The sequence below is a fragment of the Paenibacillus qinlingensis genome, from assembly GCF_031455095.1.
Lineage (GTDB): Bacteria > Bacillota > Bacilli > Paenibacillales > NBRC-103111 > Paenibacillus_E > Paenibacillus_E qinlingensis_A.
In genome coordinates this window covers 405,758-427,771 of record NZ_JAVDSB010000002.1, presented here as the reverse complement: position 1 = coordinate 427,771, position 22,014 = coordinate 405,758, and the positions used below count along the sequence as shown (strand labels likewise).

At 44.3% G+C, this 22,014-nt stretch carries 15 protein-coding genes and 1 riboswitch; of the genes, 13 read left to right on the top strand and 2 right to left on the bottom strand.

Annotated elements, in window-relative coordinates; translation table 11 throughout:
- Positions 1–99 precede the first annotated feature (99 nt).
- Positions 100–268, top strand: a riboswitch (cyclic di-AMP (ydaO/yuaA leader).
- 117 nt (positions 269–385) lie between these two features.
- Positions 386–850 (top strand): hypothetical protein, encoded by a 465-nt coding sequence (locus J2736_RS09760; RefSeq protein WP_310225907.1) that lies wholly within the window; start codon positions 386–388, stop codon positions 848–850.
- Positions 851–882: 32 nt separating this feature from the next.
- Here the strand turns inward: J2736_RS09760 and J2736_RS09755 are convergent, their stop codons facing one another.
- On the bottom strand, positions 883–1,899 hold the full coding sequence (locus J2736_RS09755; protein ID WP_310225905.1) for a Gfo/Idh/MocA family protein: 1,017 nt from the start codon (positions 1,897–1,899) through the stop codon (positions 883–885).
- 118 nt (positions 1,900–2,017) lie between these two features.
- Between J2736_RS09755 and J2736_RS09750 the strand changes: the two genes are divergently transcribed.
- From J2736_RS09750 to J2736_RS09695, 12 genes are all read left to right on the top strand, one after another.
- On the top strand, positions 2,018–2,899 hold the full coding sequence (locus J2736_RS09750; RefSeq protein ID WP_310225903.1) for a helix-turn-helix transcriptional regulator: 882 nt from the start codon (positions 2,018–2,020) through the stop codon (positions 2,897–2,899).
- 192 nt (positions 2,900–3,091) lie between these two features.
- On the top strand, positions 3,092–4,888 hold the full coding sequence (locus J2736_RS09745; RefSeq protein WP_310225901.1) for a cache domain-containing sensor histidine kinase: 1,797 nt from the start codon (positions 3,092–3,094) through the stop codon (positions 4,886–4,888).
- On the top strand, positions 4,885–6,138 hold the full coding sequence (locus J2736_RS09740; RefSeq protein WP_310225899.1) for a response regulator transcription factor: 1,254 nt from the start codon (positions 4,885–4,887) through the stop codon (positions 6,136–6,138). Before J2736_RS09745 ends, J2736_RS09740 begins: the two co-directional genes overlap by 4 nt.
- Before the next feature lie 110 nt (positions 6,139–6,248).
- Positions 6,249–7,619, top strand: coding sequence for an ABC transporter substrate-binding protein (locus tag J2736_RS09735; RefSeq protein WP_310225898.1), 1,371 nt, complete (start codon positions 6,249–6,251; stop codon positions 7,617–7,619).
- Positions 7,620–7,887: 268 nt separating this feature from the next.
- Positions 7,888–8,781: a carbohydrate ABC transporter permease gene (locus J2736_RS09730; protein WP_310225896.1), complete on the top strand. Its 894-nt coding sequence runs from the start codon at positions 7,888–7,890 to the stop codon at positions 8,779–8,781.
- Between the two features lie 13 nt (positions 8,782–8,794).
- The gene (locus J2736_RS09725) at positions 8,795–9,637 is read left to right on the top strand and encodes a carbohydrate ABC transporter permease (protein ID WP_310225894.1); all 843 of its coding nucleotides are present in this window, start codon (positions 8,795–8,797) and stop codon (positions 9,635–9,637) included.
- A gap of 28 nt (positions 9,638–9,665) precedes the next feature.
- Positions 9,666–11,108 (top strand): hypothetical protein, encoded by a 1,443-nt coding sequence (locus J2736_RS09720; RefSeq protein WP_310225891.1) that lies wholly within the window; start codon positions 9,666–9,668, stop codon positions 11,106–11,108.
- A gap of 35 nt (positions 11,109–11,143) precedes the next feature.
- A complete protein-coding gene (locus tag J2736_RS09715; protein ID WP_310225890.1) occupies positions 11,144–12,973 on the top strand; it encodes an FAD-dependent oxidoreductase in 1,830 nt (609 codons plus the stop codon).
- A gap of 166 nt (positions 12,974–13,139) precedes the next feature.
- A complete protein-coding gene (locus tag J2736_RS09710) occupies positions 13,140–16,409 on the top strand; it encodes a polysaccharide lyase family 8 super-sandwich domain-containing protein (protein ID WP_310225887.1) in 3,270 nt (1,089 codons plus the stop codon).
- 253 nt (positions 16,410–16,662) lie between these two features.
- Positions 16,663–18,975: an FAD-dependent oxidoreductase gene (locus J2736_RS09705; protein ID WP_310225885.1), complete on the top strand. Its 2,313-nt coding sequence runs from the start codon at positions 16,663–16,665 to the stop codon at positions 18,973–18,975.
- A gap of 72 nt (positions 18,976–19,047) precedes the next feature.
- Positions 19,048–20,043 (top strand): LacI family DNA-binding transcriptional regulator, encoded by a 996-nt coding sequence (locus tag J2736_RS09700; RefSeq protein WP_310225883.1) that lies wholly within the window; start codon positions 19,048–19,050, stop codon positions 20,041–20,043.
- A 41-nt stretch (positions 20,044–20,084) separates the two neighbouring features.
- The gene (locus J2736_RS09695) at positions 20,085–21,077 is read left to right on the top strand and encodes an alpha/beta hydrolase (protein WP_310225882.1); all 993 of its coding nucleotides are present in this window, start codon (positions 20,085–20,087) and stop codon (positions 21,075–21,077) included.
- 73 nt (positions 21,078–21,150) lie between these two features.
- On the opposite strand, the gene J2736_RS09690 is transcribed toward J2736_RS09695, so the two are convergent.
- Positions 21,151–22,011: an IS3 family transposase gene (locus J2736_RS09690; protein WP_310226369.1), complete on the bottom strand. Its 861-nt coding sequence runs from the start codon at positions 22,009–22,011 to the stop codon at positions 21,151–21,153.
- Positions 22,012–22,014: the final 3 nt, after the last annotated feature.

Genomic DNA, 22,014 nt, shown 5'->3' with positions numbered 1-22,014 from the left:
TCATAAGCGCTGAATGCGACAGAGTGCGAAATAAGTGTCTCCATCGCATTTTACATTTATGAGCAATCGGCGTAACATTCGATTCAACAACAACAGATGTGAAGCAAAACGCTGAGTTTCCGTAAGGAAAACGGGGGAACCAACCGAAGCCGATCGCAGGTAGAATCGGTTTCAGGGGTGAATCTAAAGCAGGCATAGCTTGCCAAAGTAGGGCACTTCCAAGCCCAAATCCGACAGCTAACCTCGTAAGCGAATTGGGAGAGAACCACCTTCTTTTCGAGCCTTCTTAGCGCGCATTGGTATGCGACTTCGAAGCCCGAGAGTAGAGTTTCTCTGCTCTTTGGCTTCTTTTTGTTGTTCACAATTGGAGGAGAGTGAATCTATTATGTATCCCGAACCCCTGACTCTAGTAAGAGAATCAGATGAATGTACGCAAGCATGTAAAATTACCCGTATTGAATGTTTCCAATTTGATTGTGAATTGTCCGATAAGCTGCAGCCCGAACATGGTGACGATTGTCATTGCGGCTTACTGACGATTTCAACGAATCTTGGAACATGCGGTTTAGGGCAATACGTCATTCCATGCGGCAATCTAAAGGGAGATTTTGTGCAATGGGCAACTGTTTTTCAGAAACTCAAAGGACTGAACCTTAAGGATGGCTTGCAGTACGCTCATCAGAGACAAGAGGCATGGGGAGAAGTACGCACACTTTTAATCCAATCAGCTCTAACGGATCTGTCCAAAAAGCTTGAACATGCCTCACAGGCATACGGGAAAGAAGATTTGAGTTTTCTAAGTGATCGCAATTATTTATTTGAGCATTCGGGGGCGTATATCTCTTTCTAGGGGAGGACATTGGGGGCGTACAGGTGGTCTCCCTAGAGAGTCACCTTTCGCCCTGTCTTCGCACTCTCGATTGCACCAAATACCATCTTCGTGCTAAAAATATTATCCGAATAGGCGGTTTCAGCCTGCCGTCCTTCTAGAATAGCTTGAAACATGTCATCTAGGCAGCCTGCGTGACCTTCACGCCCCGTCCAAACATAAGGCGCCTCAACACGTTGATAGTCGTAGATAAATTTATTATCTTGGCCAGGTGCAACAATTTCGGCATAAGGCGCTGCTTGGTTCCAAATGGCTGTTCCCTTATTGCCTGCGATACGCCAAGCAGCTTCCCATGAGGTAGGAGCTCCTTCCGAGCACCAAGAACCGTTGTATGTGAAGACCGCGCCATTATCGAATTCAAATATACAAGCGGCGGCAGCATTACCTTCATACCAGGAGCCCTTAGGATTAAACTCATGGCAATAGACAGATACGGGGTTAGCTTGGATGATAAAACGAGCTTGGTCGAACGTATGAATAGCCATATCAAGAATGAGCGGGCTGCTCATTGCATCTCGAAAACCTCCGAAGTGAGCACCGATAAAAAAGTTTGCGGTAACGAAGTTCACATGACCTATAACATCTTGTGCGATGAGTCCACGCAGCGCGCGGATATCCTTCAGATAGCGACGATTTTGCATAATCGCATATTGCAATTCTGGTTTGGATGTTGCCAAATCTGCAAGTTGTTCGGCTTCCTCTAAGGTGGAGGCCATCGGCTTCTCACTAAGGATATGGCATCCGCCATTAAGCGCAGCTGTCGCAACGGCTTGATGAGCTGTTGGAATCGTACAATCAAAAACAACGTTAGCATTTGATTGACGAATGGCTTCTTCGACAGAGGCGTACCAGGGGAGGGACAAACCATATTTCTCATTCATTTTCTTCGCTGCTTCTTCAAAGATGTCTACCAAGGCAACGAGTTCCGTGTCTTGACGTTCTAAAGCGTATTGAATCCATGCATTCGCCATGCCACCGCAACCAGCTTGGACAATTCTTATTGCTTTCATAAGATGAATTCCTCCTAGTAGATGTATATAATAAGGATAACCAATTAAGAAATTCTGTTCTATATATGATCTTGTTGAAAAGTTGCACTATTTTGTTATCGTGTGGAGGGAAGACAACGTGACGGCTAATCAGGAACTGAAAGAAATGACGTATTTGCCTGAAAAACAATTCCCTATCAACATATTTCATAACTATAGTGCAGGCGAACGAATGCTCTATTTACACTGGCATGATCACTTAGAAATTATTTATCTTGTAAAAGGGCATGCTGTATTTGATATTGGGGGGAGTCCCTACGACAGTTCGCCAGGTGACTTACTTTTTATACATTCAGGTGAGCTGCATTCAGGTTATTCCGTTAACAATATGGATGTTGACTATTATGCGATTGTTTTTAATAAGTCGTTGTTCAGTAGTGACGCAGGTGATCCTCTATATGGTGCCTTGATCTTGCCATTTCTGTTAGGACAAAAGAGATTTCCTGTAAAACTGAGCTCTGAAGATGGGGATTATGGACAATTTGAACAAGCTGTTCTTCAAATTATTCGTGAGTTTGAAGAGAGGAAGCTTGGCTACGAGTTAGCTGTTCGCTCATATTTACAATTGATTATGACAGCGGCAGTCAGACGGAATGCTAATTTCGAGGGGATAGCGCAGAGGGACAAGCAGCTCTTTGAAGACCGGAGACGAACGAAGAGTTTTGACCTATTATTCCCATTTATTCGAGAACATTACGCAAGGCACATCGCTTTGGAAGAGGCTGCACAAATGGTCAATATGAGCATTCATCATTTTTGCAAAACGTTCAAACGCTTAACTGGACGTACATTCGTAGAATTCGTCAATTTGCACCGGGTCAACGTGGCGGAACATTTGTTACGAACAACGGACATATCGGTGACTGAGGCAGCGGATCGTGTAGGTTTTGGTAGCATTAATTATTTTATTCGCATCTTCAAACAGTTCAAGTACTACAGTCCTTCGCAATGTAAAAAATAAGGAAGACAGGCACTAAGCTTAATAACTAGAACAGACTGTTTAGCGAATAAGGCTAAACAGTCTGTTTGTTTTTGCGGTGATTCGAAAACCTCTTAGAAATACACGATAAAAGTTAAGAATCTCCCTGTTGCAAAGGAAGGCATTCATGTAAACTAATTTTATAGGGCATTTTTAAGGGGACGGAGGAGCAGCATGAAAGGCATTAAATACATCATCCACTCCATTAGAGGTAAGTTGATTTTTACGTTTATTATCTTAATTGTTGTACCGATTTTATTTATCTTTCTCTCCTATACGTATTCTTCAAAGAGTTTGCTAGAGAAAGAAGTGTATACGACCAATCAAGAATTGGTTGAAAGTAAGGCCAAAGGGATTGACGATCTGCTTGGTAAAATGGTTAAAGCAACAGCTTTTGTAGAGTCAGATGTGAAACAAAGTGATATCTCCAAGCTTGCTAATTGGAAGAATGATTATCAGTCCTATTCGACCATTAAAAGGGTACAAACGTCGCTGGGGACCATTCGAGATTTACTCCTCGATACCAGGGCCTTCCTCATCTATCTGGATAATAATCAGTTAGCGCTCAGTACGTTATATGATTTTAACATTGATAATAATTACGCCAATCTCATTCAGGAGCCCTGGTATATCGCTGCTAATAAGCAGATGGGCTATCCGATATGGACATTGTTCTACAAACTTAACCCTCAATTTGGCTATGCCGACGCAGGAACTTCGAGCAGCTATGTCACGATATCCAGAACTGTACGAGACGCTACGGGTACGAAAAGTGCAGGAGTTATTAGTGTAGGTGTGCCGTGGGAAGTGTTCTTCGGCAAACGTGAACTGTCTTCTCAAAGCTTGCCGGATATGTTGATGAGAGACCATGAAGGGCGATTCATGGACACGCAAGGTAATGCGTTTACAAATTTCACAAATGAACAATTATTAGAATTAAATCGAGCCAAAGATCAGGGCATGCGCTTTAATCATGACGGCAACACCTATTTGGTTAATGAAGCCAAAGTTTCTATACTAGGCGTGAGTTTGCTGACTTTTATACCCAATGATCAATTTACTGCTCAGTTAAACAAGTCGAAAACCAAATCTATTCTTAGTATTTTGTTGATTTTTGCTGCTGCTATTCTGTTATTTATCTATTTCCTGCTGCGATTTACCAAGCCGATCTATTCACTCTTGCATTCCATGGGGTTAGTAGGAGCAGGGGATTTTAAGACGGTTGTTCAGGTAAAAGGGCGAGATGAGATATCGCTGCTAGGTAATAGCTTTAATCGCATGACAGTCAAGCTTCAAGAGCTGATGTCCCATGTCGTGGAAGAACAACAGAAGAAAGAGGAAGCCCATTTTCAAGCGTTACAGGCACAAATTAATCCTCATTTTCTATTCAACACACTGAACTCTATTAAACTTATGGCCATGTTGTCCAATACGAACCGCAATGTGAGTGACATGATAACAGCATTAGGTAAGCTACTCGAGTTCTCAATGAAGCAGCAGCATCACTATGTCACACTTCGACAAGAATTAGAATATTTAGAGCTTTATATGTATTTGCAGAAAATTAGATATAATGACAACATCAGTATTGCTATGGATGTTCCCGAGGACCTCTTGGATAGCTATGTCTTGAAATTTAGCCTTCAACCCCTTGTAGAGAATAGTCTTATACATGGGGGGCGATTGCCCTTACATATTCAGATTCATGCGTATTGGCAGGAGGATCGTTTAGGATATACCATCTCCATTCAAGATAACGGCAAAGGTGTAGCTCCAGAGGAATTAATAAGCATTCAGGAGGGGTTAACCCCCTCACATGCCAAATATAGCGGTATTGGCATTGGAAATGTAGATCAACGAATCAAACTATATTTTGGTGCTTCCTACGGCATTACCTTACATCAACTTGAGGAATGCGGGTTAGAAGCCCGTATTCAATTACCATTCATAAATAAGGAGCCGACGCTATGATACGGATATTAATTGTTGATGACGAGATTTTGGTTCGATTATCTTTAAAAACGCTCATTCCATGGCAGGAACATGGTTTTGAAGTGATTGGCGAAGCTGAGAACGGGGTGGAAGCCTTGGCTCTGCTAGAGAGATTTCCCTGCGATATTGTGCTTATGGATATTCGTATGCCAGAGATGGATGGCATTGAATTAATGACGAACATTACGAGGCAGTGGCCGCATACACGGTGCATGATTTTATCTAATTATAATGATTTTAATTATGTACAAAAAGCTTTGCAATTAGGTGCAGTTGACTACATGCTCAAGTTAGCCTGGGTGCCAGAGGAGTTGCTTGAGAAATGCAAGCGCATTGGTGAGGAGATTGAAAATTCGCGCATTCAGCAATCGGAAAAAGATCAACTCGTCTCAAAGGTGGTACAGTTAAAAAGTGGCGTAAAGCGGGGACAATTGCAGAATTTATTAATGAAACACAGTTCCAAACTGGAAACGGATGCTTTACTGAAGGAATTGAATTTGCAATGTGGCGAACCGCCTTATCGCGTTGTCTGCATTTCGATCGATGAGTATCGGCGGGTCAATGAGGAGAATAGGTTCAAAAGTGAACAATTGCTGAGCTATACCGTGGGTAATATTTTGGAGGAAATCATGAAGAAGAATGGCGGAGGCGAGTTAGTAGAAACGTTAAATGGTAAGTTCGCCTTGATCTTAAGCGGTTTCTCTGAGATCACTTTGGAAGAAATGCGCGATGCTTCGGCTACTTATGCCCGTGTATCGCTTAGCTTCGGTATTTCTCAACCCTGTACGATTTATGAATTACATCGCGCCTATGAAGCAGCTGAGATGAGCTTGGATCGCAAGTTTCATGATCTGGATAAGCATATGTTTTATTCAGATAAACAAAATGTCGCAGCTGGACGTTATCGGCCAGAAATTCAAGAAGTGATCGATATCATTCATAAGGAATTCAATCACTCCATCAAGGTATCTGAATTGGCTAAGCGAATCGGGTTTGTTGAGAATTATCTAAGTGTTCTCTTTAAAAAAGAAACAGGCGATAAAATTGTTGACTATATAACCAAGGTTAGGATGAAGCGGGCTCGTGAGCTCTTAGCTGATCCTACGTATAAAATATATGAAATCAGTGAAATGGTCGGATATGGAGATTCGAACCATTTTAGTAAATATTTCAAAAAAACAGAAGGGGTATTTCCGCTGGAATATCGCAAAATGATATGGGGTAAATAAATACGAATCTAAGAAAAACACTTGAAGTCTATAGAATCTCCCATTCGAAGTTGTCACGCCATTTGGTATAACTGAAATGTGGTCAAATTAAGTTGAGGGGGAAATACTAAATGAAAAGGCTTTCAGTTATTGGCTTGTCAGTTGCGATGTTATCATCGTTGGCTTTGAGCGCTTGTGGTAAAACAGAAACGAACAATGGCGGTACAAGCACTACGACCGCTACAGCTACGTCAGCAGCAGCAACGGCAACACCAGCAGCACCTGCAAAAACAGTGAAGTTAAAGTTCTGGGGTGGCGTTCCTGAAGAAAGTGGCCCTAAAGCCGTCGTGGATAAATGGAATGCGGCTAATAAAGATATTCAAGTTGAATATGTGCGATTCGTAAATGATGAGCCTGGTAATACGAAGCTTGAGACAGCTTTACTTTCAACGAATGACGCACCTGATCTATACGTTTCATACAGCGACGCCAACTTGGATCGAAGAATCACGTCAGGCATGGCTGAGCCACTAGATGATCTGATTAAGAAGGTCAATTTTGATGTTAATGGGATCATTGGCGCCAATAATCTGATTAAGAAGGACAATAAAACGTATTATCTACCAGGAGCGAAAAGCTTGCAGGTCATGTTCTTCAATAAGGCGATGTTAGATGCGGCTGGCGAGAAAATCCCGACAGATTGGACGTGGGATGAGTACGTGGCTCTTGGCAAGAAGCTGACGAAACCAGGGCAAATAGGTGCTTACTTAAATCCAACATGGGAGCCGATTGCGATTGACGTACTTTTGTCGGCGCAGCCTAACAATGCCTACTTCGCAGCAGATGGCAGCTCCAACTTGAACAATCCAGCCTTAAAGAAAGGCTTAGAGGTACAGAAGCAGTTGTTAGATGCAAAAGCTATGGTACCATATGCGGAGGGCATAGCCAATAAGCTTCAACCGCAGGATGAATTGCTAAAGGGTAGAACGGCTATGGTTTATTCGGGAACGTATTTATTTAGATATATTAAGGATGATAAAGCATATCCAGATCGTAAATTCACTGTGGCTTTCGCACCTGTACCGCAAATGGAAAAGGGTAAAAATGTGAATGGCGGCGGATTTAGTGACTACATTTCCATTAATGCGAAAAGTGCAAATAAGGAAGCGGCGATGAAGTTCTTAGATTGGTACTTGAAAGAGGGCAACTTGGAAATGGTTGCTGGTGGACGCATCCCGAGTAACCTGAAGTCCGACATTAACAAAGTTGCAGATATTATCATCGCGGATAAAGGTCAGTACTTTGATAAAGATTCGTTCATGAGTGTGCTTAAAGGTAACTATACGTATAAGTTGACCACGAAAACGACAGCCTTAGCTGAGCAAAGAAAAGCATTGATGGAAGAAGCAGAGAAATACTTTATGAACGTTCAACCACTTGATAAAACGGTTGAGACGATCAAGAAAAAGGCTGATGACGCCATTAAAGCAGCTACCAAATAATTGAATAGAGAGACACCCCAATTAGACCACACCCTTGTACCTAAGGAGGTGGTCTGTTTTTTTATATAGAGACACTTCTGCTCCGTTTAACGAAAATAGGAACGAACGCGAGTGCTACGGGTTACAAATGAATGCTGGACTATCGTAGTCTTACTTCGACAATTCCGGTAGGTGAAATCATAGGATATCACGGTTTATGCTTACTTTTTCCCATTCTGCTGAGGATGAAGTTATTTTATACTTAATACTAAGAAGGGAGCTGCGAGCAATGAAATGGAAAGAAAAAACAAGAGAAAACGTAGCTGGTTATTTATTCATACTTCCAAATCTGCTGGGATTTTGTGCGTTTATTTTACTCCCATTGGTATTTAGTTTGATATTGATATTTACAGATTGGAATTATTTAAAGGGATTGCAGGGACTCACCTATATCGGATTGGATAACGTAATTAAACTATTTCATGATGAAAAGGTGTTAAAAGCATTAACGAATAATGTTATTTTCTCTGCTGTTACCGTTCCTGCAGCGATGTTTGGTGGATTGCTTTTAGCAATTGTCCTGAACAAATATGTCTTTTTTAAAGAGACACTGCGTACGTTAGTTTTCCTTCCTTATATGAGCAGTTTGATTGCTATTGCTGTGGTGTGGAGAGTCATGTACAACTCATCAGAAGGCCCTATCAACAGCATCTTAAGGTCGCTAGGCGTAAGTAATCCTCCTGGATGGTTGGCAAGTCCCGATTGGTCACTCATTAGTATTATGATCATGACGGTATGGATCTACGTTGGGTATGCGATGGTGCTTTACATGGCAGGACTTCAAGGTATCTCCAAGGATTACTATGAGGCATCAGAAATTGATGGCGCGAACGGAACGAAGCGCTTCTGGCATATTACATTGCCACTGCTTAAACCGACAAGCTTCATGATTGCAATAACACTTGTGATTGCTTCTTTTCAAGTATTTGCATCTGTTCAAGTTATGACCAATGGCGGGCCACTCAATTCTACTTTGGTGTTAGCGCTATACATATACTCACAAGCATTTGAACTCAAACAAATGAGCTATGCATCTACGGTATCATGGTTGCTATTTATCGTCATTTTCATCGTTACAATCGTTCAATGGAAAGGCCAGAAGAAATGGCAAGATTACTACTAGGGAGGTGAACAGAGTGAATAGGCAAGTGTTAAATAGGAGTGTTATTCTAAAAAGTATGCTGACGCTAGTATTTGCGGCCATTGCAATTGGTATGGTTCTACCATTTATTTGGATGTTATCGGGATCCTTTAAGAATAGCGCTAGCTTATTCGAGTATCCGATTCGTTGGATTCCGAAGGAATGGAACTTTGATAATTATAAACGTGTATGGTCAGGATCGGTCCCGTTTTCGGTCTTCTATATAAACTCGATTAAGATTACTTTTTTGCAGGTTTTAGGTTCAATTGTAACGAGTGCGCTGGCAGGGTTTGCTTTTGCTAAATTGAGGTTTAAATTTAAAGAAGGTATCTTCTTAATTTATATTTGTACAATGATAATTCCGCATCAGGTGCTGTTCGTTCCAAGGTTCATTCTGTTTGATCAAATGAATTTAGTGAATACACATGCTGCAATCATTTTGCCAGGGATGTTTACGGTTCTGGGGACCTTTCTCATGCGTCAGTTTTTCTTAACTTTGCCTAACGAGCTGCTAGAGGCTAGCAAGGTAGATGGAGCGGGGTATTGGCGGATGTTCTGGCAGCTCTCACTGCCCTTAACAAAACCGGCTTTAGTTACGTTGTTAATTCTAACGTTTACATGGCATTGGAACGAGTATGAGAACCCGCTAATTCTACTTAGAAGCAGAGATTTATTTACGATACCTATCGGTTTATCGAGTTTCTCCGATGAGAATGGCACGGATTACCCACGTATCATGGCCGCTTCCGTATCGGCACTTGCTCCCTTAATTGCGATTGTAGCTATCTGTCAACGATGGTTTGTTGAGGGTATTGCAAATACAGGCTTGAAAGGCTAATCGGAATTTCAGCGGGGGTAGAACTGTTATGAATGTAAATATATTGGATATTGTTCAATCCCATATAAATATGCTAATCGAGCATGGCAAAGATACATATGGCGATGTACATACTCCGATGTTTATGGCTACGTTAGATCCTATGACTAAGAAATATCCTGTGGACGATTCACGTTCGGACGATTTTATGCAAAGAGCTTATCGACTCATTCATGCACCGAAAGGCTGCTCAGCCTACTGGGATCATTCTACATTAAACGCGATGGTTCATCTTGCTAATCAGACCGGAGAGTCTCGTTATCTTGAAGAGGCTGATCAGTATCTTGATTATTTTATGAAACACTGTGTATCAGAACAAGGCCTTTTCTTATGGGGAAATCACCATTTCTATGATGCTTTTCGAGATCGCAATGTATGGTTTTACTACGGACCTCCATTGATGGATTTCGATTCAACTCAGCAACCTACCTTTCATGAAATGAGGCCGTATGTTCCTGATTGGGAACATATGTATCGTCTGAATCCAACAGCTGTAGAAACTCATATTAGGATGTGTGAGAAACATCATGTTTACGATCCGTTAACGGGTGGTTTCGATCGTCATTCTTCCCAGCAGAAGGATTATGCCTTCATTGAAGCGGGGGGCATTCTGGTGCAATCATTGGGTTTTTTATTCAGCAAAACGAAGGATACTGCGTTGTTGGAGAAAGCACGTAAAATTGCTGTGTTCAGTTATAGCCATCGAAATACAACGACGAATCTAATTGTCAATTGTCCAACTCAACAGCGCTGGGACAGCAAAGTAACAACCACAGAGGTCGGCATTTGGGCTAGAACATTGCTCCGCACAGTCGAATACATCCAGTCTGTAACCAATGAAGGTGATGGGCGGGCTGGTGAAATTGCTTTAGAATTAAAAACGATGGCACTGTCAGCCCTGCAAGCCTATTTGATATATGGCTATGATTCAAAGCAAGAGAGTTACTATGGCAGAGTGAATCTAGATGGAACACCGGATCTCGGGCAGCAAGAAACGGTATATATGCCGGATTCATACAGTGATGTGTGGGCTTTTTTGTTCCCAAGTCATGATTATCCGATGTCAATGGCAATGACAATATTGGAACATATAGATCATAGCGAGTTGTTTGCACTTAGCGCTAAAAGATGGGCAGATGTGACAGTTCGGGACTGTATGTCTATGCCACACGGACAAGTTAGATATGCCGAGCACTATGGGCGGAATATTGTATTTCTCGCTGAATATGCTCGTATTAGCGGGAGGCCGGAGTATCGAATTGCAGCAGAGAGGCTTGCAGAAGAAGCAGTAAAATCCCTTTATCAACAGGAAATGTTTGTTGGACATACAGGTGCCAAGTGGTACGATGCTGTCGATGGAGTCGGTTTTTTAATGGCAGGTCTGCTGTATTTACACAATGGCAACAAGGATGTCATTCGTTCTTTATTCTAATGCGGAAGATAGATAGTGAGGGGAGATCATCGATCATGAGTGGAGAAAATAAGCGGGAACTCGTACAGGCAGATGTTTTAGTAGCTGGAGGCGGAATATCTGGCGTAATAGCAGCCATTGCCGCTGCTCGGAACGGTGCGAAAGTTGTTCTATGTCAGGATCGTTCCGTTCTAGGCGGCAATGCTTCATCAGAAATTCGCATGCATATCGTTGGGGCGGCGCATTCCAAGCGGGGAACGGCCTTAGAGACAGAAGCCAGGGAAGGCGGCATTTTGGAAGAAATCCTATTGGAATGTGCTGTTCGCAATCCACAGCGAAGCGCTTCGATGCTCGATCTCCTTTTATATGAAAAGTGCCGTGCAGAAGCGAACTTGACCTTGATGCTTAATACCGCGATTATCGCCGTACAAATGGATGGCAATCGCATTATTTCTGCGTTAGCTACTAGAGAAAGTACAGAACATAGCTTCGAAATTAATGCTAATATCTTCATGGATTGTACCGGAGACGGACGTCTCGGGAAAGAGGCTGGCGCGTTATTTACGACAGGTCGGGAATCATCCGCGCAATTTGGGGAGTCATTTGCAGGAGAAATCTCCGATCCGTATCGTCTTGGTTCTTCGTTGTTGTTTACTGCACGAAATATGGGAAAACCGATGAAGTTTATAGCACCGGAATGGGCGAAACGCTATTCAGAGGAGGATTTGAAATATCGCGATCATTCCTCGTGGGAATACGGATATTGGTGGGTGGAGTTTGGCGGATTATTGGATACGATTTCAGATAACGAAATGATCCGAGATGAGTTGCTTGCCATCATGATGGGCGTCTGGGATCATATCAAAAATAGCGGTAACCACCCAGAGTCTGAGAATTGGGCGCTAGATTGGTTTGGCTTCTTACCTGGCAAGCGGGAATCGCGCAGATTCATCGGCAAGCATGTGCTAACACAAGGGGATTTACAACATTCCGTCCATTTTGAAGATGTGATCGCCTATGGCGGGTGGCCGATGGATACACATCCACCGCAGGGGATAGAGGCCAAAGAGATCGATCCCTGCCAACAACCGCATACCAATCATGTGTATGGCATACCACTAGGTGCAATGATTAGCGCGAATGTGGTGAATCTCATGTTTGTAGGCCGTAATATTTCCGCTACGCATATTGCCTTTTCAAGTACACGGGTCATGGCTACCTGTGGTGTGATGGGACAAGGCGCTGGCACATTTGCGGCAATGGCCATAAAAGAAAGTCTTCCGCTGGACGTGGCGTACCGTAACGAAGAATTGGTTCGGAAAACACAACAGCAGCTGATTAAACAGGATGCCTTCCTTCCTGGTATTCCTGCGAGTGACAATTTGGCAAGTCAAGCTGTTGTTCGGGCTTCATCCGAGCAGCCAGAAGGGCAAGCATCCAATATCATAGATGGATATACCCGTTCCATGCATGGCACCAACGGCGTCAGACTGGATAGGGTCCTTCCCGGTACGCACAGATGGATGTCACTTCCTGAAGATCGGGAGCCGTGGATTGAGCTAGAATGGGAAATCCCCACATCCATCAATGAAATAACCATTGTTCTGGACACAGGTATGCACCGGAGACTGACATTAACACACGAGAACAACTTGCAAAAGAAGCTCGAATGGGGACCACAACCTGAGACATTAAAAGATTTCCGTGTCATTGCTTATTTGGCAAGCCCACTCGGCGACACACGTGAAGTGATGAACATTCAGGATAACTATCAGAGACAGGTTACAACCGATGTTCAATTGGAACAGGTAAGTAAGATTCGTCTAGATGTCCTAAGCACGAATGGGTTGGATCATGCCAGAATTTTTGAAATCAGATGTCATTAAAGGCAACTTAGATGAAGACACAGGAGATTGAAATGTCTCCTGTCTGATTTCGAAAAGAATGAAAGCGTTATCATTTGAAGGGAGGTGTTTGACAAATAAACTTTATTTGAAAATGGAGCGTGGGGAAATTAGTGGGAAATGAGTACATACGAAGGAGGCAATAGCCATGCGTACAACCGTAAAACGGACAATCATCACGTTACTTACTCTCTTGTTTTTGGTAACGATGAATTCAGTTTATGTGAAACAAGTTTCAGCCGCGGATGAGTATGATACGCTCCGGGACAAATGGAAGGAGATGCTAACGGGAGGAACAGCTTATAATCCACTCGATCCGGATATTGCTGCTCAAATTACGGCGCTTACCGCTACAGCGAGTGCTAATTGGAGCAACATGGACAATACACCGGGTACCTATCTGTGGAGTGATCTGGCAAGCACGACGAATTCTAGTCAAATTACTTCGACGTATGGTCGGTTAAAGTCAATGGCACTTGCTTATGCCACGACAGGTTCAACGCTTCAGAACGATGCGACGTTGCTCGCTGATATTCTCACAGGTCTAGATTGGATGAATACGAATCGGTATAACGCAAGCAGTACACCTACTAATCCGAGTAATACGAAATATGATAACTGGTGGGATTGGGAGATAGGCGCACCACTTGCGCTCAATGATATTGTGGTGCTGCTGTACGGACAATTAAGCGCCACGCAAATAACCAACAATATGAATGCCATCGATCATTTCCAACCAACCGTTACGATGACTGGGGCTAATCGAACATGGGAGTGCACGATTATCGGTGTTCGCGGTATCATAGTCAAAAACGCAACGAAAATAGCCAACGCTCGAGATGGGCTGAGCACGGTATTTAATTATGTGACTAACGGTGATGGGTTCTATGCAGATGGCTCGTTTATCCAGCATGAGAAGCATCCGTATACCGGAGGTTATGGAACGGGGTTATTGCAGGATATAGCCAATCTCATGTATGTACTTAATGGCTCCACATGGGCTGTCACAGATGTCGACAAGCACAACGTATATAAATGGGTACATGATTCGTTTGAGCCCTTAATTTACAAAGGTGCAATGATGGATTTGACGAGAGGTAGGAATATTTCGCGTTCCTATGCGCAAGACCAGGACGCCGCCATCAGTGTGATAAAAGCGATTATACGCATTTCACAATCTGCACCGACAACGGACGAAGCAGCGTTTAGGAGTATGGTGAAATACTGGATAGACACGAATACGTATAAGAATTTTTACACGTATGTTCCAACCAATATGATCGTTCTAGGCAAAGAGATTGCTGCCAATGCAACTTCTCGAGGGGAGCTCATTGCGAATAAGCAGTTCCCCAATATGGCACGCACGGTTCATCTGCGTCCTGGGTTTGGTTTGGGAATCAGCATGTCGTCTAATCGCATTTACAATTTCGAAGCTATCAATAGCGAGAATTTAAAAGGTTGGTATACCGGAGATGGGATGACTTATTTATATAATCATGATCTTTCTCAATTCTCCAATGATTTCTGGCCGACTGTCAATAAATATCGGTTACCTGGCGTAACGGTAGATACAATGACAAGGACCAACAGCAGTGGGAGCAGTTATTTGAGTTCGAAAGATTGGGTTGGCGGTACATCGATTTTGGGGACGTACGGGACAACGGGAATGGAGCTCGTTGCCTGGAACAGTAATTTAACAGCGAAGAAATCGTGGTTTATGTTCGACGATGAAGTTGTTGCGCTCGGTGCCGGGATTACGAATACGGGACAGACTGGCAATGGATGGGACGGCACAGCTAGAAAAGTGGAGACCATTGCAGAGAACCGCAAGCTGAACAGCAGCGGCAATAATGCGTTAACGGTAAATGGAGCCGCTAAGTCCACCGCATTAGGGTGGTCGGAGACCATGACAGGTGTGAACTGGGCTCATCTAGCAGGGAGTGTATCCGGTTCGGATATCGGCTATTATTTCCCTGGAGGCACGACGTTGAATGGAAAACGTGAAGCTAGAACAGGCAAATGGAGCGATCTTGATGGAAGAGCAGGAACCTCCACGACGAATATAACGAGCAATTATATGACGATGTGGTTTGATCATGGCGTTAATCCGACGGATTCGACCTATTCGTATGTGATGTTGCCAGGTAAAACGAGTACACAGGTAAGCAGCTATGCGAGCAGTCCCAATGCTACTGAATTGGAGAACTCTACTTCTGTTCAAGCCGTGAAAGAAACGGCATTAAATGTTGTTGGCATGAATTTCTGGGGAGATGCACTCAAATGGGTGCAGGTCAGCGGAACCAATTTCCTTTCCAGCGATAAGAAAGCCTCCATCATGACAAAGGAAAATGCAGGTTCTGATATTGAATTAGCCGTGTCCGATCCGACACAAGCCAACACGGGCAGCATCAACATTGAAATTAACCGAAGTGCAACGGGTTATCTCTCCTACGATTCGGGAGTTACGATTACCCAGTTATCCCCAACGATTAAATTGAGCGTTAACGTGAATGCGGCTAAAGGAAAAACGTTTAAAGTTAAGTTGAGCTATACGGGCGGGACACCAATTACGCCAAGCGATATCATCATTGATAATACTTCAGCTGAATTTACGGGTACATGGCTATCTTCGACGGTATTGCCGAACTATTATGGATCCGACTATGTCTATAATAATTCAGGGACAGGCGCAGATAAAGTGAGATGGCGACCAACGATTCCAACGACAGGCAATTATCAAGTGTATTATCGAATACCGGATGGCAACTCAGGTCGTTCAACCAATGCCCCATTTACCGTGTATTATAACGGAGGGTCTCAACTGTATACGGTTAACGAGCAGACGGTACCTGGGGGAGCTTGGGTTATGCTAGGAACGTATAACTTTGCAGCAGGAACTACTGGTTATGTTGAGTTGACGGATAATGCCAATGGCACTTATGTAAACGCTGACGCAATGAAGTTTAGTCCTGTCAGCTTGACTAACCTTTCGCCTTCCGCAACGCTTTCTGTTGATTCGACGAATGGCGCTTTCACCAAGGAATTAGCTGTTGACGGTATCAAAAATGTTCAAAGCAGCAGGTGGTTGTCCACGAATACGGCGGAACCACACTGGTTCCAATTGGATTGGCCGTCAAGTAAGACAATCAGTAATGTCAAGATTTGGAGCGGCTCCACAAGTGGGCCAGACTGGCAGATCGACACGTATAAGATGCAGTACTGGAGTGGAAGCTCCTGGGTAGATATTCCCGGAGCGAGCGTCACGGGCAATACTAAGGACGGCATGAGCGGTCAGTACAACGATCTAAGTTTCGCGGCAGTGACAACGACGAAGATCAGGATGTACATCACCGATGCCACTACGGTTGGAAGTAACAAGGATGCCCGGTTGTTTGAGATTGAAGTGTGGGGCATGTAAGCTGAAATCATAAGGGACTGCTCGCCACAAGTTTACCTAGGAGAGATCTTTGTATATAGCTCAAAGATCTCTCACAAGGGGTATGAAGTTGAGGCGCATATTGAAAATTATTCTTGAACAGACAAAAGAGCTATGATACTATTTACTCGAGTAAATTAATGATGTAATGAACACAATAACCATTCAACAACGTTGTTTGGTTTTCTATTTCTTTTAAATTTACTCGAGTAAAATTAATGGGAGGATCATATTCATGAAACAAACTAATGAGCACTATGACGTAGTCGTTTGCGGAGGCGGTCTAGCTGGATTCTGTGCAGGGGTAGCTGCAGCAAGACAAGGCGCTAAAGCTTGCATCATACAAGACCGACCCGTTTTCGGAGGGAATAGCTCATCCGAAATTCGGGTAACACCCCACGGGGCGGCTGCCTTCCACGCCTATGCGAGGGAAACGGGCATTCTTTCCGAGCTTCTGATTGAAGAGCGGGCTCGCAATCATGAGGAAATTTTGGAGAACGGTTGGACGAACAGTGTATGGGATATGGTCATGTACGATATGGCTATGCATACACCTAACCTTACTTTTCATTTAAATACTTCAATCCAGCATGTGATTACGGATGGGAATAAAAATATCCAATCTGTCATTGGACGCATTGCGAATGGCGAAACAGAGATAACCATCTCCGGAAGTGTGTTTATTGATTGTACAGGAGACGGTATTGTAGCCGACTTGGCTGGTTGCGAATGGCGGATGGGGTCTGAAGGCCGCGAGGAATTTAACGAGCCTCATGCCCCGCTAATAGCCAGCCAAGATACAATGGGCAATTCCATCCATTTCAAGGCCAAGGATATGGGACGTCCTGTACCGTTCAAAGCTCCTGACTGGGCAGTGAAGTATGACGATGCGAGCTTCTTCTATAAGCAGGGCAGAACGCCGTATGATGTCCGAGGCGGGTATTGGTGGCTAGAAATCGGGATTCCTTGGCATACGATTTATGATACAGAGAATATCCGGCATGAACTGACGCGGCATACCTTAGGCGTATGGGATTGGATCAAGAACAAGGATCCGGAGACGATGGAGCTTGCAGCTAACTATGCCATCGATTGGATCGGTCAAGTTCCGGGCAAACGCGAAAGCCGCAGGATAATCGGGGATTATTTTATGACCGAGCATGATATTTTAAACCGTAAGGTTTTTGAAGATGAAATTGCATTCGGTGGCTGGTTTATCGATTTGCACACACCTGGCGGATTGCTGGCACCAACCAGCGAACCGAATTCTGCAGCAGGTTATCAGGGTGATTACGATGTGAAAAGTTACTGTGGACCCTACGGAGTACCGCTTAGCATTTGTATAGCCAAAGACATGAACAATCTAATGATGGCCGGACGCAATGTGAGTGTGACTCATGCAGCTTTGGGAACCGTTCGTGTCATGGGGACAACGGCTCTAATGGGGCAGGCTGTAGGAACAGCAGCGGGTCTCGCGGTCAGCAAGAACGTCACGATTAGAACCATTTCCAATGAACATATTCATGAGTTGAAGCAAACGCTGGTAAAGGATGGCTGTTTTCTACCGAACAACAGAAATGAAGATGAGCTCGATCTCGCACGTTCGGCACAGTTGACTGCCAGCAGTGAAGCCGTCGTTCATGGCGTTGGTCCAGAAAGTCGCGATTCGGAAACGCCTTTATTGAAACGCTGGTGGGATACAGCGCCTAAGAAACTGGAGTTGAATGTGGTTAAGAAGCCTGAGGTTCAGCTGGTAACGAAACTCGGACAATGGATTGCGATGGGGACTTCGGAGCTGCGTAAAGTCTCTGTATGCTTGACCAACACGTCGGATCAGCAACAAATCGTCCATGCGTCGCTTATTCCGGTAAACGATATTTGGGATTACCGTGTGAACACGGGAACAGTGCTCGCCTCAACGGAATTATCAGTTGCCCCTGGCGAAGTGCAATGGATCGAGTGGGGGGTGCAGTTGACGAATCTGCAGCCAAACTCGTACATTCGTCTCGATCTTTCCAGCAACGAGCATGTGATCTGGCATCGCGCGGGCGGAATTGAACCTGGTCAAACTTCCGCTTGGGATATGGGCAACGGACAAATGCGCGGTGTGAAATACGCACTCAGTTACCGGGTGGAACCCGCGCAGCCGAGCTATGGCGCAGTGAATGTCATTAGTGGCGTTAAACGGCCTCAGCAGTCCACGAATTTATGGAAGTCCGACCCGCAGCAACCGCTATCTCAGTGGCTTCAGTTGGCGTGGGAACAAGCTGTGACGATTCGTGAAGTGCATCTCGCATTCCCAGGTCAATTGCTGACGGAATACCATTATTACCCGCCATTTTATAAAGATCCGCAGTGTCCGAGTGTTTACACCATCCAAGCATGGAGAGATGATCGCTGGGAGGATCTTGTGCATGTGAAGGACAATTATCAAAGACAGATGAAGCATAACTTGTCTGAATCCGTGAAGACGGATAAATTACGAATCATTGTTCATGCAACGAACGGAGACCCTTCTGCCGCAATCTACGAAGTTCGTTGTTACTAGGGAGTTGCATTGTGAGGTCATCATGCTATACACTTTGTTTACTCGAGTAAAGAATGATAAGGAGTATAGTTGATGGTCACTCGCAACGATGTAGCGCGACATGCCGGAGTCTCGGTGGCAGTGGTTTCTTATGTATTAAATAATAAAAGCATCGTAAAGGAAGAGACACGCCTTAGGGTGCTTAGGGCTATGGAAGAGTTAAATTACCAGCCGAACCTAACGGCCCGCAGCTTGAAGACTAAGCGGAGCGGACAACTTGGGGTACTGACCAATTTTATCGGTAATCCATTTGAAGCGGGAATACTCCTCCATCTGGAGGAAGCGGCTCGCCAGTATGGTTACATGATTACTTATCATACCTATAGAGATGAACATGCAGAGGTACTTAAGGCTCAACTAGCGGGACGAGTAGATGGGATTATTCTGCTCGGTCAAAGTCTGCCAGATGATCTCCTGGATACGTTTAACAAAAGGAACATTCCTCTGGTCTCTATCATGAAACCTGCCCACTTGGAAATCCCGTTGACTTATGTGGACGTGGACTGGCAGGCGGCTTATGGTAAGATCTTTCGGCTCCTGAAGCAGCAAGGTCATAGTGAAATTGCTTTAATGTCCCACGGCAACAGCTTGAATCCGCTGCAAGCGCGAATGGCATCAGCCATTCATCTCTTGGAAACGGATGAATCTTTTCGCCATATGAAGTATCAAGTGCTTGAAGGTCGAGGGAGATATGAAAATGCTTATCATGCCATCATGCAGTTGTCTGAACCTCATTTTACCGCTATCCTATGCGCAAATGACTTGATGGCTATCGGCACAATTGCCGCATGCCGTGACAAAGGCTGGCGAGTACCTAACGAGTTAGCGGTCATCGGCTCTGAGAACATTCTCATGGTTGGCGAGACGAACCCGCCTATTGCTGCAGTAGAATATCCAAGAATCCAGGCAGCCAATATGGCAGTGGAGAAGCTGATTCAGTTGATTGGCGGCCATCATGGCGATGTAGAATCAGACCTAATCCAGGCAGATTTCATCAGTAGGCCTAGTTTAGGTAGGGATCAAGAGTAATACGTTCAATCGTATAAAAGTTGGAATCAAGGGAGATCGCAATGTTAAATCAGACCATTAATCTTTGGACAAAAGAAGAGTATACCTATGACACAGGTACAGATTTCATTCCGACACTTACAACGTATATATTAGATGGTCTTTACGCCAAAGATGCCGTTCTCGTTATTCCCGGCGGGGGATATAAGGGGTGCAGTTCTGCTGAAGCGGAAGGAGTTGCGATGAAGTTTTTGGAGGCGGGGAAGTCCGCTTTTGTGCTGACGTACACGACACGGTTAAGACCAAGCATGCAACCCGTGCAGAAACAGGCACTGCGTGACCTTTCCCGGGCTATGATTCTGATCCGCGAAAATGCGGAAAAATGGCGTATCCATCCTGATCATATCGCGATTTGCGGCTTTTCCGCTGGCGGACATCTCGCAGCTAGTCTCGCTGTCCATTGGAATAGGGACTTCCTCCAGAATGTTCGAGGCATTCAGGCGAATAGCAACAAGCCGAATGCCGTTATTTTGGGCTATCCGGTCATTTCTACGGGTGAATTCGTGCATAAAGGATCGTTTGTTAACTTGCTCGGGGATGACGCGACGAAGGAGCAACTTGACGAAGTCTCGCTTGAGCATAGCGTTGGTCCACATACGCCGCCAGTGTTCCTTTGGCATACCATTCAGGATATGACGGTTCCAGTTGAAAATGCCATGATTTTCGCTTCTGCGTTAAGGAAAAGCCTTGTTCCTTTTGAGTTGCACATATTCCCCTTCATCGGCCACGGTACTTCAACGTCAGATGATTCGTGGTATACGAATGGTCAGGATTATCTTAATGCGGATTGTGCGCAGCTATACAGAAAAGTAGCGATTAAGGAATTGACGGAAAGTAAGGGGAATTCAAGTGTCAGTGATGCGGAATTATTGGATTTCTTCAACGAGCCTGCAGTTAAGCCCAAAAAGCCTTTGCCTGATCCGATGAACTATCAACACAACGCGAATTGGATGAAATTATGTATAGAGTGGTTGAATATTACGTTTAGGGAATAATGGCTAAATGGCTGAAGAACACGCAAGACAAGGTGATGGCTGCTCTTCTGTCAAGAAAGTGGACGTCACTAAGTTAAGCCACCTGCTGGTAGTATAGCTGCTCAAATTGAGCGGGAGATATGTAACCAATTGTGCTATTCGACCTTGTTCTGTTGTAAAAGAACTCAAGATACCTGTACAGCTTTTGCTGGGCTTCCTGTTTAGTCTTAAATTTAGGGTTACTGTAGATGAACTCGCGCTTCAAAATGCTATGAAATGCCTCAATACAAGCATTGTCATAACAGTTACCTTTACGACTCATACTCGGCGTTATCTCGTAGCTTTCTAGCTGACTGCGGTACTCCTTAGAGGCATATTGAGAGCCTCGGTCGGAATGGTGAATCAGGTCTTTACCAGGCTTTTTGACGCTATGAGCCTGTTTAAGTGCATCTAAGACGAGGTCTGTTGTCATTCGGTCGCTTAGTTTCCATCCAACAATTTGCTTCGTGTAGAGGTCCAGAATGCTTGCAAGGTAGAGCTTTCCTTGGCGACATGGAATGTAAGTAATATCGGCCACCCATTTTTCATTTGGCTTTGTTGCTGTAAAGTCTTGCTGAAGGAGATTGGGAGCAATCGGCTGATCGTGATTTGAATCCGTTGTTTGAACTCTAAATTTCCGTGCCATACAAGAGCGCAGCCCTTGTTCACGCATAATAAGGCCGACCGTCCGTTCCGAGACACACAGGCCTTCCTTCAAAAGTTCTTTGTGTATGCGTGGGCTGCCATAGATTTCATGCTTGAATTGAAAGTAATATTTAATACGATCTGTTATTTCTTCTTTGCGTTTGCACTGCTCAGAGACCTCAGCTACTCGCCATTTGTAATATCCGCTCTTGGAGACCTTTAACACTTTGCACATCTTCTCCAATCGAAACTCGGAGCGGTGATCTTCAATAAA